General features: G+C 69.8%; 11 protein-coding genes. 5 read left to right on the top strand and 6 right to left on the bottom strand.

The features are described 5' to 3' along the window. Positions 1 to 133 precede the first annotated feature (133 nt). A complete protein-coding gene (locus ACWCPM_RS02975) occupies positions 134 to 1,960 on the bottom strand; it encodes an acyl-CoA dehydrogenase (protein ID WP_450974357.1) in 1,827 nt (608 codons plus the stop codon). Positions 1,961 to 2,125: 165 nt separating this feature from the next. On the opposite strand from ACWCPM_RS02975, the gene ACWCPM_RS02970 reads away from it, so the two are divergent. The 4 genes from ACWCPM_RS02970 to ACWCPM_RS02955 all read left to right on the top strand — a co-directional run bounded on the left by ACWCPM_RS02970 (position 2,126) and on the right by ACWCPM_RS02955 (position 6,968). After that, positions 2,126 to 2,596 carry an SseB family protein gene (locus ACWCPM_RS02970; protein ID WP_450974356.1) on the top strand — a complete coding sequence of 157 codons (471 nt, stop codon included), beginning with the start codon at positions 2,126 to 2,128 and terminating at the stop codon, positions 2,594 to 2,596. A gap of 179 nt (positions 2,597 to 2,775) precedes the next feature. Next, a complete protein-coding gene (locus ACWCPM_RS02965) occupies positions 2,776 to 4,725 on the top strand; it encodes a YncE family protein (protein ID WP_450974355.1) in 1,950 nt (649 codons plus the stop codon). Between the two features lie 141 nt (positions 4,726 to 4,866). Beyond that, a complete protein-coding gene (locus ACWCPM_RS02960) occupies positions 4,867 to 5,844 on the top strand; it encodes a pirin family protein (protein ID WP_450974354.1) in 978 nt (325 codons plus the stop codon). A 74-nt stretch (positions 5,845 to 5,918) separates the two neighbouring features. Then, positions 5,919 to 6,968, top strand: a complete 1,050-nt coding sequence (locus tag ACWCPM_RS02955) for an AI-2E family transporter (RefSeq protein ID WP_450974388.1) — start codon at positions 5,919 to 5,921, stop codon at positions 6,966 to 6,968. A gap of 36 nt (positions 6,969 to 7,004) precedes the next feature. Here ACWCPM_RS02955 and ACWCPM_RS02950 read toward each other — a convergent pair whose 3' ends face one another. Then, entirely contained in the window at positions 7,005 to 9,143 is a 2,139-nt protein-coding gene (locus tag ACWCPM_RS02950; protein ID WP_450974353.1) for a SpoIIE family protein phosphatase, read from the bottom strand. A 141-nt stretch (positions 9,144 to 9,284) separates the two neighbouring features. On the opposite strand from ACWCPM_RS02950, the gene aspS reads away from it, so the two are divergent. Beyond that, positions 9,285 to 11,048 (top strand): aspartate--tRNA ligase, encoded by a 1,764-nt coding sequence (aspS, locus tag ACWCPM_RS02945; protein ID WP_450974352.1) that lies wholly within the window; start codon positions 9,285 to 9,287, stop codon positions 11,046 to 11,048. 66 nt (positions 11,049 to 11,114) lie between these two features. Here the strand turns inward: aspS and ACWCPM_RS02940 are convergent, their stop codons facing one another. The 4 genes from ACWCPM_RS02940 to ACWCPM_RS02925 all read right to left on the bottom strand — a co-directional run. Next, entirely contained in the window at positions 11,115 to 12,533 is a 1,419-nt protein-coding gene (locus ACWCPM_RS02940) for a VCBS repeat-containing protein (protein ID WP_450974351.1), read from the bottom strand. A 117-nt stretch (positions 12,534 to 12,650) separates the two neighbouring features. Then, positions 12,651 to 13,016: a PH domain-containing protein gene (locus tag ACWCPM_RS02935; protein ID WP_450974350.1), complete on the bottom strand. Its 366-nt coding sequence runs from the start codon at positions 13,014 to 13,016 to the stop codon at positions 12,651 to 12,653. Between the two features lie 92 nt (positions 13,017 to 13,108). Further along, the gene (gene metG, locus ACWCPM_RS02930; protein WP_450974349.1) at positions 13,109 to 14,827 is read right to left on the bottom strand and encodes a methionine--tRNA ligase; all 1,719 of its coding nucleotides are present in this window, start codon (positions 14,825 to 14,827) and stop codon (positions 13,109 to 13,111) included. A 149-nt stretch (positions 14,828 to 14,976) separates the two neighbouring features. Then, a partial coding sequence (locus ACWCPM_RS02925; RefSeq protein ID WP_450974348.1) for a VWA domain-containing protein occupies positions 14,977 to 15,813 on the bottom strand: 837 nt, incomplete at its 5' end.

Raw genomic sequence — 15,813 nt, 5'->3', positions numbered from 1 at the left:
GGGGTTCACCTTAACGACGTACGAGGGCCCGCTCCCCCTGACCGGGAGCGGGCCCTCGTAAGGACGATGCGGACATCGCGGGGCCGGGCGGGGGAAGCGGTCAGAACGCCGCTTCGTCCAGGCGGGGAAGCGGTCAGAAGGCCGCTTCGTCCAGCTCCATGAGGTCCAGTTCGACGCCCTGGGCGATCTTGCGGGCCAGGGTGACGCCCGGCAGCACGTTCGCCGCGAAGAACTTCGCCGCCGCGATCTTGCCGGTGTAGAAGGCCTTGTCCTTGGCGGAGGCCGACTCCAGCTTCTCGGCGGCGATCGCGGCGCCCTTCAGCAGCAGGTAGCCGACGATCACGTCACCGGAGGCCGTCAGCAGGCGGGTGGTGTTGAGGCCCACCTTGTAGATGTTCTTGACGTCCTGCTCGGTGGCCGCGAGGTCGGTCAGCATCAGACCGACGATCGCCTCCAGCTCGACGGCGGCCTTGGCGAGGTGCTCGCGGGCGCCGGCCAGGTCCTCTCCGCCGGTGCCGAGGGCCAGGAACTTCTTGATGTCCTCGGCGAGGGAGTTCAGCGCCGCGCCCTGGTTGCGGACGATCTTCCGGAAGAAGAAGTCCTGGCCCTGGATGGCGGTGGTGCCCTCGTAGAGGGTGTCGATCTTGGCGTCCCGGATGTACTGCTCGATCGGGTACTCCTGCAGGAAGCCGGAGCCGCCGAAGGTCTGCAGGGACTGGGCGAGCTGCTCGTAGGCCTTCTCGGAGCCGTAGCCCTTGACGATGGGCAGGAGCAGGTCGTTCAGGGCGTGCTCGGTGGCGGCGTCCTCGCCGGTCGCCTCCTTGACCTGGATGGCGTCCTGGACGGAGGCGGTGTACATGACGAGGGCGCGCATGCCCTCGGCGTACGCCTTCTGCGTCATGAGCGAGCGGCGCACGTCGGGGTGGTGGGTGACGGTGACCTTGGGCGCGGTCTTGTCCATGAAGTTCGCCAGGTCGGGACCCTGGACGCGCTCCTTGGCGTACTCCAGCGCGTTGAGGTAGCCGGTGGAGAGCGTGGAGATCGCCTTCGTGCCGACCATCATCCGCGCGAACTCGATGATCCGGAACATCTGGCGGATGCCGTCGTGCTTGTCGCCGATGAGCCAGCCCTTGGCGGGGTGCTTGTCGCCGAAGGTCATCTCGCACGTGTTGGAGGCCTTCAGGCCCATCTTGTGCTCGACGTTGGTGGCGTAGACGCCGTTGCGCTCGCCGAGCTCGCCGGTCTCGAAGTCGAAGAGGTACTTCGGGACGAGGAAGAGGGAGAGGCCCTTGGTGCCGGGGCCGGCGCCCTCGGGGCGGGCGAGGACGTAGTGGAGGATGTTCTCCGACATGTCGTGCTCACCGGACGTGATGAAGCGCTTCACACCCTCGATGTGCCAGGAGCCGTCCTCCTGCTGGACCGCCTTGGTGCGGCCGGCGCCCACGTCGGAGCCCGCGTCGGGCTCGGTGAGGACCATGGTGGAGCCCCACTGCTTCTCGACGGCGACCGCGGCGATGTGCTTCTGGACCTCGTTGCCCTCGTCGAAGAGGATGCCGGCGAAGGCGGGGCCGGAGGAGTACATCCACACGGCCGGGTTGGCGCCCAGGATCAGCTCGGCGTAGGCCCAGATAAGGGAGCGGGGCGAGGTGGTGCCGCCGATCTCCTCGGGCAGGCCGAGCCGCCAGTACTCGGAGTCCATGAAGGCCTGGTAGCTCTTCCTGAAGGACGCCGGGACGGGCGCGGTGTTGGTCTCCGGGTCGAAGACGGGAGGGTTGCGGTCGGCGTCGGCGAAGGACTCGGCCAGCTCGTTCTCCGAGAGGCGGGTGAGCTCCTCCAGGACGCTCTTGGCGGTCTCGACGTCCATCTCCTCGAACGGGCCGGTGCCGTACACCTTGTCGCGCCCCAGTACTTCGAAGAGGTTGAACTCGATGTCGCGGAGATTCGACTTGTAGTGCCCCATGGCGACTGGCTCCGTTGAGAGAGATCGGCGAGGCACTGGCTCCTCGCGCCCAAGTTCACTTACCAACTAGTAGTCAACGATGATGCTACCCGTCGGTAATAAGAAGCAACCCCGATCCGGGGATCTGTGACCCAGCCCTCGCGCCCGGTCAGTACTCTTGCGGGCATGTACGGCTACGACCAGAGCGCGGGTGCGGGGCAGCAGTACGCCCAGCCGCAGCAGCAGATGCCCGGTGCCGGGGGCTATGGGCAGCAGCCGCCGCTGTACCCCGAGCCGTCGCCGCCCTCGCTGGCGGACGCGGTGCGCGCCTTCACCACCGGACAGCTGGCCGCGGAGGACTTCCAGCAGGTCTTCGCGACGTCCAAGGTCTACTGCCCGCGCGGCGACAACCCCGGCTTCCTCGCCCTGCACAACACCCAGCAGCCGGTGATCCCGATGTTCACCTCGCTCAAGGAGCTGCGGCGGTACGCGGGCAAGGAGTCCAAGTACTTCGTGATCACCGGCGCCGAGGTGATCGACCTGCTGCCGACCGGATACGGCTTCGTCGTCGACATGGAGGGGGAGCACCGGATGGTGTTCGACGCGAAGGCCGTGGAGGAGATGGTCGACTTCGCCATGCGGCGGATGTACGGCTGAGTCCGACGAGGGTCGCGCGTCGAAAAACAGACGTTCGATTGTCGCTCCCATGTCATATGCTGCCTCCGGCTGCCGCGCCCCATGAGTGATCGCGTCGTTCCGCGATCCCCCGGGTGTCGCGCGGCGCTTTCACCTCCCGGTTCGGCCGGGATTCCTTGTGGGGGTTCAGCACTGTGCGTATGCGCAGCACTTCGGCCGCGACGGCGCTCGCGGTCCTCTTCAGCTCGGCGGCACTGAGCGTCGCGTCGGCGGGTACGGCGTCGGCGGCGCCGGCCGTCGTCGCCAATCCCGGCGGCCTCGTCGCGGACCATGCCGGCCGGCGCGTCTTCGTCGCCGACGCGGCCGACGGGCGCATCCTGGCCACCGACTACAGCGGCGCCCTCGTCGACGTGACCAGTGGCTTCGGTGATGTCAGCGACCTTGTGCTGTCCGACGACGGCACTGTCCTCTACGTGGCCGTGCCGAGCAGTCACGAGGTGGTCGCGCTGGACGCGGTCACGCTCGACGTCCTGGCCCGCTACTCCGTCGCCACCGACACCGGCCCGCGCCACCTGGCCTTCTCCGCCGGCAAGGTCTGGTTCACCTATGGCGACCAGTGGGACGGCAACCTCGGCTCGGTCGACCCGGCGGTGGACCCGGCGAGCGGCATCGACCCGGTGGCGCTGGGTCAGATCCCGACCGAGGGAACCGGGTCCGGGCTGTGGAACCCGGGCCTGCTGGACACCGACCCGCTCCGCCCCGGGCTGCTTGCCGTCTCCGAGACCGGGTCGTCCACCGATTCGCTGGGTGTGCTGGACGTGTCGGGCGGCACGCCCCAAGTGACCGCCTGGCACGACGCCGACTACACCCTCACCGGCGGCATCGGGGACATCGACCTCGTCACCGGCGACGACAAGGTGCTCGTCGACGGCACCGACCGGGTCGCCTACGCGGACGGCGTGTTCAGCAAGGCCGGCGCCTACCCGGCCGGGCACGGGGCCGACGTGGCCCGCAGCGGCCTCGTGGCGCAGATCTCGGGCACCAAGGTGGCCGTCTACCGGCCGAACGCCACGCGGCCGGTCCGCACGTACGGCACGGGCACCCAGCCCGCGGCGGACATCGCCTGGGCCCCGGACTCCTCCCGGATCTTCGCCCTCGTCCGGAGCGGCGGCGGCTACGCGGTCAAGCCCCTGACCCAGCCGACGCTGAACGTCCCGACCCTCACGGTCAGTGCCCCCAGCACCGCACCGCGGGACAAGAAGCTCACGGTCAAGGGCAAGATCTCGGCGACCGTGGCGTTGCCCGGCAGCGTCAAGCTGTCGGTCACCCGCACCGACATGGAGAGCCCGAACGGCAAGGTGCTGCCGTCCGTGACCGTCACGTCGAAGGACGGCACGTACTCCTTCTCCGACACCCCGCCGGCCGGCGGCAAGGTCACCTACAAGGTGTCCTACGCCGGTGACGCCGGGCACACGGGTGCCACCGCCTCGGACAGTGTCACGGTCTCCCGCTCCTCGACCTCGCTGAGCCTGAACAACAACGGCAAGCTCTACAACCACGGCACCGACGTCCGGTTCGTGGCGCACCTCGGCACGACGCACAAGAACCGCTCGGTGGAGATCTGGGCCGACCCGTTCGGCGGCGACAAGCCCAACAAGCGGATCAAGATCGGCAAGGTTGACTCCAAGGGCAACATCGCGGCCTGGGTCGACATGACCCGCGACACCAATGTCACCGCGGTCTTCCGGGGTGACGCCCGCTACAACCCGAAGACCGTGAAGTCCACCGCGTTCGCCCGGGTCAAGGTGTCCACCGCCGTCTCCAGGCACTACAAGACGGCCAAGATCGGCTCGACGTCCTACTACTGGTTCCGCAAGAACACGGACCCGCTGCTCACGACGACGATGACCTACTACCCGGGCCGTATGCAGCGTTTCGACCTCCAGGTTTATTTCCAGGGAACGTGGTACTCAGCGGACTCGGAGTACTTTCCGCTCGGTACGGCCGGCAAGTCGGCCGTGACCTTGGGGGCGCCCGGTGAGGCCGGTATCCGTGCCCGGATGCGCTCGGTCTACGTCAACGGCTCGTCCGGCGACTCGGTGAACTCCACGACCTACGGATCGTGGAAGTACCTGTACTTCAGCAACTGAGGGAAGCGATCCGGGGATCCGGCGCACCCGCGCGACGACGACGGCCCGGAGGGAATGCCCCCCGGGTCGTCGACGTTGGGGGTGGCAGAAAGTTCAACGCTCAACTAAAGTGGAACACACGTCGCCCAAGGAGGTACCGACATGCCCGCAGTGACCGTCGAGAACACGCTGACGCTGCCCCGTGTGACCGCGTCGGCGGATGCCGTCACGCGTCCCGTGATCACCGTCACGACCGCGCCCACCGGCTTCGAGGGCGAGGGTTTCCCGGTGCGCCGGGCGTTCGCGGGGATCAACTACCGCCACCTCGACCCGTTCATCATGATGGACCAGATGGGCGAGGTGGATTACGCGCCGGGAGAGCCGAAGGGCACGCCCTGGCACCCGCACCGCGGGTTCGAGACCGTCACCTACATCATCGACGGGATCTTCGACCACCAGGACTCGCAGGGCGGTGGCGGCACCATCACCGACGGCGACACCCAGTGGATGACGGCGGGCTCGGGCCTGCTGCACATCGAGGCGCCGCCGGAGTCGCTGGTCATGTCCGGCGGTCTCTTCCACGGCCTGCAGCTGTGGGTGAACCTGCCGGCCAAGGACAAGATGATGGCCCCGCGCTACCAGGACATCCGCGGCGGCAACGTGCAGCTGCTCACCTCCCCCGACGGCGGCGCGCTGCTCCGCGTCATCGCCGGTGAGCTGGACGGTCACGCCGGTCCCGGCATCACCCACACGCCCATCACGATGATTCACGCGACGCTGGCGCCGGGCGCGGAGGTCACTCTGCCGTGGCGCGAGGAATTCAACGGCCTCGCCTACGTGATGGCCGGCCGGGGCACCGTGGGTGCCGAGCGGCGTCCGATCCACCTCGGGCAGACCGCCGTCTTCGGCGAGGGCTCCGCGCTGACCGTCCGCGCGGACGAGAAGCAGGACTCGCACACCCCCGACCTGGAGGTCGTCCTCCTCGGCGGCCGTCCGATACGGGAGCCCATGGCCCACTACGGACCGTTCGTGATGAACACCAAGGACGAGCTGATGCAGGCCTTCGAGGACTTCCAGAAGGGCCGTCTGGGCACGATCCCGGCGGTGCACGGCATGACGCAGAAGGGCCCGCGTCGCTGACGCCCTGACGCACTGTCACCCGGCCGGGCCGTCCGCACAGGACAGCCCGGCCGTCGCGTGATCGGGTGGGAGACGTGCATCTGCTCCCCGTTCCCGTACGGCGGTTCGCCGCCTGGTGCGCCGTCGTGCTGCTGGCCGCCGGCGTCGGGTGGGTCGGCATCGTGCTCTGCGGCGCGCTGCGCACGGCCGTCGTGCCGGTGCTGCTCGCGCTGCTCGGCACGGCCCTGCTGGGGCCCCTGCACCGGCGGCTCGTGGGTCTCGGTGTCAACCGGTCCGTCGCCGCCGCGCTGACCTGCGTCGCCGTCGTGGCGGTGGTGGGCGGGGCGGTCTACATCGTGGTCGCCGCGCTCATCGAGTCCGGCGACCAGATCCTCGAATCGCTGCGGCGGGCGGCCGAGGACATCGCGCGGTACTTCGGGGCGGCGGGCACCTCGCTGGACGACCTCGCCGCCGGCTCCCGCGAACTGCTGAGCAAGTTCGGCGGGACGGCCGCCTCCGGCGTGATCAGCGGCATCAGCGTGGTCGGCGAGACCATCGCCCTGGCCGTGCTGTCGCTGCTGCTCGTCTTCTTCTTCCTGAGGGACTCGGACCGGGCCGCGGGCGGGCTGCGCGCGCTCGCGCCGTACGGCGCCGCCGACACCGTCGAGGCCATGGCCCGACGCGCCTTCCGGGCCGTCGAGGGGTTCATGCGGGGCACCACGTTCATCGCCCTGATCGACGCCGTGTGCATCACGGTCGGCCTGCTGATCCTGCGCGTGCCCGGTGCCGTCGGGCTGGGTGCGCTCGTCTTCGTCGCGGCGTACATCCCCTATCTCGGCGCCTTCCTCTCCGGCGCGGTGGCCGTGCTGGTGGCGCTCGCCGACCGGGGGTTCGTGATCGCGCTGTGGGTGCTCGGGGTGGTGCTCGCCGTGCAGGTGCTGGAGGGCCATGTCCTCCAGCCGCTGGTCCAGAGCCGGACGGTGCACATGCATCCGGCGTCGGTGATGCTCGCGATCACCGCGGGCGCGTCGGTCGCCGGAATCCTCGGCATCCTGCTGTCGGTGCCGCTGACCGCCGCGGCCTTCGGGGTCCTCCACGAGGTGCGGGACCGGCGCGCGGCACCGCCGAAGCCCGCGGGGCCCTAGCGGTACCGGTACCGGTTCGGTTCGGTTCGGTTCGGTTCAGAAGGCTTCGGTGTCGTCGGGCTCGTGGAGTTCGAACCAGGTGCTCTTGCCCTCGCCCCGTGGGTCGACCCCCCAGGAGTCCGCGAGGAGTTCGATCAGCATCAGGCCACGGCCGGAGGACGCCAGCTCGCCCGGCCGGCGCTTGTGCGGCAGGTCGTCACTGGCGTCGGTGACCTCCACCCGTATCCGCCGCGCGCCCGGCGCCCCGGCGACCTCGGCCACCAGCAGCGCGTCGGTGTCGGTGTGGACGAGGACGTTGGTGAGCATCTCGGAAAGCAGCAGCACCGCCGAGTCGACCTGGTCGGTGGAGGGCCAGTCGTGCAGCAGTTCCCGCAACTGCTGGCGGGCCACGGCGACCCGCTCGGGCTCCGCCTGGGCGACCGTCAGCATGGTGCGGCGGCGACGCGCGGGCGCGCTCAGCGTGTCGCCGCGGCCCTCGGCGTCCCGGCGCAGCAGCAGGACGGCGATGTCGTCCTCGCGGCGGTCGGCCAGCGGGCCGGTGGTGTGGTGGGAGGACGGCCCGTGCACGGCCTGCACCAGGGAGTCGGCGAGTTCCTCCAGGTCTCCCTTGTGCTCCTCCAGGATGGCGCGGATCCGCGCCCACCCGGTCTCCAGGTCGTGCCCGCCGGTCTCGATCAGGCCGTCGGTGCAGATCAGCATGGTCTCGCCGGGTTCGAGAACCAGCCGGGTGGTGGGGTAGTCGGCGTCCGGGTCGATGCCCAGGGGCAGCCCGCCGGCCGTCGGGCTCTTCAGGACCGTGCCGTCCGTCATCCGGATCGCCGGGTCCGGATGCCCGGCGCGGGCGATGTCCAGCACCCCCGTCTCCGGGTCGACCTCGACGTAGAGGCAGGTCGCGAAACGCAGGTCGGCGGGGTCCTCGTCGGTGGTGGCGATGCCGTGCAGAAAGCGGGAGGCGCGGGACAGCACCGCGTCGGGGCGGTGGCCCTCGGACGCGTATGCCCGCAGGGCTGTCCGCAGCTGTCCCATCAGGCCCGCGGCCCGTACGTCATGGCCCTGGACGTCGCCTATGACGAGGGCGATCCGCCCGCCCGCGGACTTCGTGCCCCCGGGCAGCGGGATCATGTCGTACCAGTCGCCGCCGACCTGGAGGCCGCCTCCGGTGGGTATGTAGCGGGCGGCGACGTCCATCCCGGGGATCTCCGGGCCCAGCGTGGGCAGCATGGAGCGCTGGAGTCCGTCGGTCAGTTCACGCTCGGACTCGGCGGTGCCGGCCCGGGTAAGGGCCTGCGCGAGCATCCGCGCCACCGTGGTCAGCACGGACCGCTCGTCCGGGGTGAAGGTGACCGGATAGGCGAAGGCCGCCATCCACGCGCCCATCGTCCGCCCGGAGACGGTCAGCGGCAGGAAGGCCCAGGAGTGGCGGCCGAACTGCTCGGCGAGATGCCAGGTGAGGGGGAAGCGCGCCTTGTACCGCTCGGGTGAGGACAGATAGACGGCACGGCCGGTGCGTACGACCTCCGCCGCCGGGTAGTCCGTCGCCAGGGCCATGTGCGAGAACGGGTCCTCGTCGCCGGGCTGGTGCCCGTGGTGTCCGATGATCGTCAGCCGGTCGCCCTCCACACCGAAGACCGCGAGGCCGTCCGGGGAGAAGCCCGGCATCGACAGCCCGGCCGCCACCCGCAGCACCTCGGCGGTGGAGCGCGCCTCGGCCAGCGCCCGGCCCGCGTCGAGCAGGAACGCCTCACGGGAGCGCCGCCAGTCGCCGGTGACCGCGCGCCGCCCGGCGGGGGTGCCCGGTGAGGGGTCGGTGACCTCCTGGAGGGTGCCGATCAGCTGGAAGGCGCGGCGCTCGCGGTCGTAGCTCGGCTTGGACCGGCTGCGGACGGTACGGATGATCCGGCCCCGCTCGTCCATGATCCGGACCCGGACCTCGGCGAGGGTGTCCTCGGCGACGGCGAGGCCGACGACGCTGATGATCTCGTTCCAGTCCACGGGGTGCAGCCGGGCCCTGGTCCGTGCCTCGGTGAGGGTCGTCGGCTCGGCGGGCAGCCCGAGCAGCCGAGCGGCCTCGGCATCCACGGTGACCAGCTTCGTGGCCGTGTCCCATTGCCAGAGGCCGGTCGCGAGGGCGGCGAGAACCTGCCCCACGGCGGGCAGGGGCTCACCAGTGCGCATTGCCCCACTCTAGGGAGAGGTGATCGGACGGTGCCACCGATGTGCCGCCCCGTAATCGTGGAGATGCCTCGCCGGACGGCCGGTACCCTGGGGGTGTTTCACGTGAAACACCCCCGATCTGCGAAGGCTGGATGAACGACGATGCATCGGTACAGGTCCCACACCTGCGGCGAGCTCCGCGCCTCTGACGTCGGCACCGACGTCCGGCTGAGTGGCTGGCTGCACAATCGGCGCGACCTGGGCGGCATCCTCTTCATCGATCTGCGCGATCACTACGGCATCACGCAGCTGGTCGCCCGGCCGAACACGGCCGCCTACGAGGCCCTGGACAAGCTCTCCAAGGAGACCGTCGTCCGGGTCGACGGCCAGGTCGTCTCCCGCGGCGCCGAGAACATCAACCCCGAGCTGCCCACCGGCGAGATCGAGATCGAGGTCGGTGACGTCGAGGTGCTGGGCACGGCGGCCCCGCTCCCCTTCACGATCAACACCGAGGACGGGGTCAACGAGGAGCGGCGCCTGGAGTACCGCTTCCTCGACCTGCGCCGTGAGCGTATGCACCGCAACATCCTGCTGCGCACGTCGGTGATCTCGGCGATCCGGCACAAGATGACAACGCTGGGCTTCAACGAGATGGCGACGCCGATCCTGTCCGCGACCTCCCCCGAGGGCGCCCGCGACTTCGTCGTCCCCTCCCGTCTGAACCCGGGCAGGTTCTACGCCCTCCCCCAGGCTCCGCAGCAGTTCAAGCAGCTGCTGATGATCTCCGGCTTCGACCGCTACTTCCAGATCGCGCCGTGCTTCCGTGACGAGGACGCGCGTGCGGACCGCTCGCCGGGCGAGTTCTACCAGCTCGACATCGAGATGTCCTTCGTCGAGCAGGAGGACGTCTTCCAGCCGGTCGAGAAGCTGATGACCGAGCTGTTCGAGGAGTTCGGCGGCGGCCGGCACGTCACGTCGCCGTTCCCGCGGATCCCGTTCCGCGAGGCGATGCTGAAGTACGGCTCCGACAAGCCGGACCTGCGCGCCCAGCTGGAGCTGGTGGACATCACCGACATCTTCGAGGGCTCCGGGTTCAAGGCGTTCGCCGGCAAGCACGTCCGCGCGCTGCCCGTGCCGGACGTCGCCTCGCAGCCCCGGAAGTTCTTCGACCAGCTCGGCGACTACGCCGTCACACTGGGCGCCAAGGGCCTCGCGTGGGTGCGCGTCGCCGAGGACGGCACACTGTCCGGCCCCATCGCGAAGTTCCTCACCGAGGACGACGTCGCCGAGCTGACCAAGCGGCTCTCGCTGGCCGCCGGTCACGCCGTGTTCTTCGGCGCGGGTGAGTTCGACGAGGTTTCGAAGATCATGGGCGCGGTGCGCGTCGAGGCCGCCAAGCGGGCCGGCCACTTCGAGGAGGGCGTCTTCCGCTTCTGCTGGATCGTCGACTTCCCGATGTACGAGAAGGACGAGGAGACCGGCGCGATCGACTTCTCGCACAACCCGTTCTCCATGCCGCAGGGCGGCCTCGAGGCCCTGCAGACCCAGGACCCGCTGGACATCCTGGGCTGGCAGTACGACATCGTCTGCAACGGCGTCGAGCTGTCCTCCGGCGCGATCCGGAACCACGAGCCGGAGATCATGCTCAAGGCCTTCGAGATCGCCGGGTACGACCGGGAGACCGTCGAGGACAAGTTCGCCGGCATGCTGCGCGCGTTCCGCTTCGGCGCCCCGCCGCACGGCGGTATCGCGCCCGGCGTCGACCGCATCGTCATGCTGCTGGCCGACGAGCCCAACATCCGCGAGACGATCGCCTTCCCGCTCAACGGCAACGCCCAGGACCTGATGATGGGCGCGCCGACGGAGCTGGAGGAGGCCCGGCTGAAGGAGCTGCACCTGACGGTGCGGAGGCCGCAGCCGAAGTAGGGACCGCGACAAGGGGGCCGGCGTTCTCGACGCCGGCCCCCTGCGTGTGCCCGCTCCCGCGCAGGCTCAGGTGATCCAGAAGATCCCGAAGCCGCCCAGCCAGCCCTCGGTGGACTGGGACATGCCGAGCGAGTCCAGGGTGAAGGCGCGGCTGCCGGTGCCGGTCGGGCGGGACGCGCCGCCGGGCAGCATGAAGACCGCGCCGTTGTAGCGGTTCTCGCAGGCCGCGCCGACGAGCAGCTCCGGCCTGCGGTCCCCGTTCACATCCCCGGCGGACACCGTGGTGCCGAAGCAGTCCGTGGTCTCGTTGACGCTGGGGACACCAGGGGTGTCCTGGTGGAACGAGTACCCGCCCGCACCGAGCGGGCCGGTCCGGCGGCCCGGGATCACGGTGACCGTGCCGGTGCGGAGGACCTCGCCCACGGCCTCGTGCGGCGCTCCGACGATGATCTCGGCCGCGCCGTCGCGGTCGAGGTCGGCCACCGCGAGGCCGGCGCCGAACATGTCGCCCTTCTCGCTCGTGCCGGGCACCCCTGCCGTTTCCTGGCTGATCACCTCGGGCGCCGCGTCGGTGGCGATGCCGCTCGCCGAACCGCGCCAGACGAGCACTCCGCCGCCCAGTTCGCCGTCGACACCCGAGGTCCAGGGTGTCAGCGGGTCGCCGACCACCAGGTCGCTGTACCCGTCGCCGTTGACGTCACCGGTGGCGGCGATGAACCCGTTGCCCTTCCCCAGCACCGCACCGGCGGTGGCGCCGGTCTGGTTCAGCCGGACCGGGCTGCCGGTCAGGGCACGCTGACGCCCGCCGAAGTCGACCTGATCGGGCACCCCGTCGCGGTTGAAGTCACCGAGCGCCACCGAGCCGGTCAGGGGGCTTTGTTCGCGCGGGCCCTGCGAGACCGAGCCGTAGGTGCCGGAACTGCTGAAAGGGCCCTTGAAGACGACGGTGCCGTGCTCCCCGCCGACCATGACCTGGGCCCTGTCGCCCGGTCCGGCGCTGACAGCCGCCACGTCCTCGCCGTAGAGGCTGTTGTAGGGCGTCGGCTTGGGCAGCAGGGTGCCCTTGCGCAGGCCGGTCCTGCTGCCCCACATGACGGTGACGGTCCCCGTGAACGAGCCGCCCCTGGGTGCGCCGATGACCAGGTCGGCGAATCCGTCGCGGTTCAGGTCGGCCGTGGCGGTGGCCTGGCCGAAGCCGGACGACTCGGCGACCTGTGCCGGAACGCCCGCCGAGTCCTCGGTGAGGACCTGACGGCGGCTCTTGGCCGACACTCCGTTCGCGGAGCCGTACAGGATGACGACGGCACCCCCGCGCACGTTGTTCCCGACCTTCGCGCTCGGTATCGGCAGCACCGCGTCGCGGTACCCGTCGCCGTCGAAGTCCCCCGGCACCGCCCCGTGGATGGCCGCCGCGGGCGTGGCCGGCACCAGCGTTCCCGCGATCAGACCGGCGGCCACCACCGCGGCCGCCCCCCATCTGCCCATGTGTGTCCCCTTCCCCGCGACGCGTTCTCCCCGCGTCACCTTCGGATTCGCACGTGCGTAACCTGCTGTTGGGAAAGGGGACTTGTGACAGCCGCGGTAGGTTGTGCGGAGTGACCGCTACTTCGCCACGAACTGGGTGAGGATCGCCTGGACCTCGTAGATGTCGACGCCCTTGGTGAAGGTCTTCTGGATCGGCGCAGGGGAGCCGGAGAGCCAGATCTTCAGTTCCGCGTCGAGGTCGAAGGTGCCGGCCGTCTCGACGGCGAAGTGCGTGATGCTGCGGTACGGGATGGAGTGGTACTCCACCTTCTTGCCGGTGATGCCCTGCTTGTCGACCATGATGAGGCGACGGTCGGTGAACAGCATGGTGTCGCGGATCAGCAGGTACGCGGCGTGCACCTGCTCCCCCTGGCCCAGCAGGCGCGCGTAGTCCTGCGCGGCCGTACCCGGGTCGATGCTGTGCGCGTTGCCGAACAGTGCCATGAATGGACCCCCCACCCGTGTGCCGCGTGACCTGGCCGGTCACGTGATCTTGGCCAGGTATACAGGCTGGGTGAGGGGTCCGAGAAGGGCTGTTACGCGGCTGTTTCCCCGCCGAAGCGCTCCTTGTACGCGGCGAGGTCCTCGTCCGTGAGCTTGGCGAAGAGGACCGGCGGGACCGTGAAGGGGGTGCCGACGGGGACGAAGGTCAGCGACTTCGCCTCGTCCGCCGAGACCCAGTTGGCGTCGTCGCCGGTGAGCGAGAAGGCCTGGCGCATCGCCGCCGAGCTGGACGGGATGAAGGGCTCGGAGACCACCGAGTAGAGGTGGATGAGGTTCATCGCGGTGCGCAGGGTGAGCGCGGCACCGTCCTTGTCCGTCTTGATCTCCAGCCAGGGGGCCTTCTCCTCCAGGTAGGAGTTCCCGGCCGACCACAGGGCGCGCAGCGCGGCGGCGGCCTTGCGGAACTGGAGGGCCTCCATCTGCTGCTCGTACTCGGCGAGCAGCCGGGCGATCTCCTCGCCCAGAGCGGCCTCCGCCGGACCGGCCTCGCCTCCGGCCGGGACCTCCTCGCCGAAGCGCTTCTTGGAGAAGGACAGGACGCGGTTGACGAAGTTGCCGAGGGTGTCGGCGAGGTCCTTGTTCACCGTCGTGGTGAAGTGCTCCCAGGTGAACGAGGAGTCGTCGGACTCGGGGGCGTTGGCGATCAGGAAGTAGCGCCAGTAGTCCGCCGGGAGGATCTCCAGCGCGTGGTCGGTGAAGACGCCGCGCTTCTGGCTCGTGGAGAACTTTCCGCCGTAGTACGTGAGCCAGTTGAAGGCCTTCACGTAGTCGACCTTCTTCCACGGCTCGCGCACGCCGAGCTCGGTGGCCGGGAACATCACCGTGTGGAACGGGACGTTGTCCTTGGCCATGAACTCGGTGTAGCGGACGGTGTCGTCCGCCTCGTACCACCAGGACTTCCAGTCGCGGTTCTCCGGGTCCTTGTCGGACCACTCCTTCGTCGCGCCGATGTACTCGATCGGGGCGTCGAACCAGACGTAGAAGACCTTGCCCTCGGCCGCGAGGTGCGGCCAGGTGTCGGCGGGGACCGGGACGCCCCAGTCCAGGTCACGCGTGATGGCGCGGTCGTGCAGACCCTCGTTCAGCCACTTGCGGGCGATGGAGGAGGCGAGCTGCGGCCAGTCGTCCTCGTGGCGGGAGACCCATGCCTCGACCTCGTGCTGGAGCTTGGACTGGAGGAGGAAGAGGTGCTTGGTCTCGCGGACCTCCAGGTCCGTGGAGCCGGAGATCGCCGAACGGGGGTCGATCAGGTCCGTCGGGTCCAGGACCCGGGTGCAGTTCTCGCACTGGTCGCCGCGGGCCTTGTCGTAACCGCAGTGGGGGCAGGTGCCCTCCACGTAGCGGTCCGGGAGGAAGCGGCCGTCGGTGGGGCTGTAGACCTGGCGGATCGCGCGCTCCTCGATGAAGCCGTTCTCGTTCAGCTTGCGCGCGAAGTGCTGGGTGATCTCGACGTTCTGCGGGGAGGAGCTGCGGCCGAAGTAGTCGAAGGCGAGGGCGAAGCCGTCGTAGACCGCCTTCTGGGCGTCGTGCGCCTGGGCGCAGAACTCGTCGACCGGCAGGCCCTGCTCCTTGGCGGCGAGCTCGGCGGGGGTGCCGTGCTCGTCGGTGGCGCAGATGTAGAGGACGTCGTGGCCGCGCTGACGGAGGTAGCGGGAGTAGACGTCCGCCGGGAGCATGGACCCCACCATGTTGCCCAGGTGCTTGATCCCGTTGATGTACGGAAGGGCGCTGGTGATGAGGTGTCGAGCCATCGCGGCTGCTCCCAGGTCGTCTTTTCTTTACGAACCTTGAAATCGTAGCCGACACGGGTGGGCCGCCCGCTTCCCGTTTTACGGGGTGGGAGGCGGGCGGCCCGGGGTGGTGCTCGTTTTCGCGCGTGTGCGGTGCGCGTGGTGTTCGTCTACGGGCGCCAGTCCGCGAGGACGCCCTCGTAGAACTCGGAGTCCGTGAGTTCCTTCGGGGTGGGGCCGGCGTGGAAGAAGGACGTGTTGCCGGTCTTCAGTTTCCGCAGGTAGTCGAATGCCTTGTTGTCGTGCTCACCGAAGGCGACGAAGGCGAAGTGCACATGGGGGTGGGTCTTCTCGGCGTCCGCCAGGGACTGCGTGGCCGGGGTCTTGGCGTCGGGGGCGCCGTCCGTCTGGAAGATCACCAGGGCCGGGGAGTCGGGGGCCGCCGCCTTGTCGTGGTGCGTGAGGACGTCCTCGACGGCGACGTGGTAGCTGGTACGGCCCATGCGGCCGAGACCGGCGTGCAGCTCGTCGATCTTGTTCTCGTGGTCGGAGAGGGTGAGCTCGCCGGTGCCGTCCAGTTCGGTCGAGAAGAAGGTGACGTGGACGGTGGCCTCGGGGTCGAGGTGGGCGGCGAGCGCGAGGGTCTGCTCCGCGAGGGCCTGGGCCGAGCCGTCCTTGTAGTACGGGCGCATGGAGGCGGAGCGGTCGAGGACGAGGTAGATCTTGGTGGGGCCGGTGGTGGTGAGGTTGTGGGTGGTGAGGGTGGTGGCGGCGGCGGTGTAGGCGGTGCGGAGGGTGGGGGGTACGGCGGTGCCGGCCTCCGGCCGGGGCTCGCTGTCGGCCTTGGCGGCCGGTTCCGCTTCCGCAGCCGGTGCGTCGGCCTGCGGCGCGGGCTCCGGGTCCGTCGCGGTGGTCGGCGCGACGGCTGCCTCCGCCTCCGGCGCCTCGGCTTCCGGGGTGGTCGCCGTCGCGGGCTCGGCCTCGGCCGTGGCGACCGGTTCCGCTTC

The sequence above is a fragment of the Streptomyces sp. NPDC002309 genome (assembly GCF_053593375.1).
This window is presented reverse-complemented; position numbering and strand designations above follow the sequence as displayed.

What these genes read in the sequence shown, in the direction of transcription:
- ACWCPM_RS02970 (WP_450974356.1), top strand. Translation starts at nt 2,126, where the DNA reads ATGTACGGCTACGACCAGAGCGCGGGTGCGGGGCAGCAGTACGCCCAG.
- metG (WP_450974349.1), bottom strand. Translation starts at nt 14,827, where the DNA reads ATGGCTCGACACCTCATCACCAGCGCCCTTCCGTACATCAACGGGATC.
- ACWCPM_RS02975 (WP_450974357.1), bottom strand. Translation starts at nt 1,960, where the DNA reads ATGGGGCACTACAAGTCGAATCTCCGCGACATCGAGTTCAACCTCTTC.
- ACWCPM_RS02965 (WP_450974355.1), top strand. Translation starts at nt 2,776, where the DNA reads ATGCGCAGCACTTCGGCCGCGACGGCGCTCGCGGTCCTCTTCAGCTCG.
- aspS (WP_450974352.1), top strand. Translation starts at nt 9,285, where the DNA reads ATGCATCGGTACAGGTCCCACACCTGCGGCGAGCTCCGCGCCTCTGAC.
- ACWCPM_RS02940 (WP_450974351.1), bottom strand. Translation starts at nt 12,533, where the DNA reads ATGGGCAGATGGGGGGCGGCCGCGGTGGTGGCCGCCGGTCTGATCGCG.
- ACWCPM_RS02950 (WP_450974353.1), bottom strand. Translation starts at nt 9,143, where the DNA reads ATGCGCACTGGTGAGCCCCTGCCCGCCGTGGGGCAGGTTCTCGCCGCC.
- ACWCPM_RS02935 (WP_450974350.1), bottom strand. Translation starts at nt 13,016, where the DNA reads ATGGCACTGTTCGGCAACGCGCACAGCATCGACCCGGGTACGGCCGCG.
- ACWCPM_RS02960 (WP_450974354.1), top strand. Translation starts at nt 4,867, where the DNA reads ATGCCCGCAGTGACCGTCGAGAACACGCTGACGCTGCCCCGTGTGACC.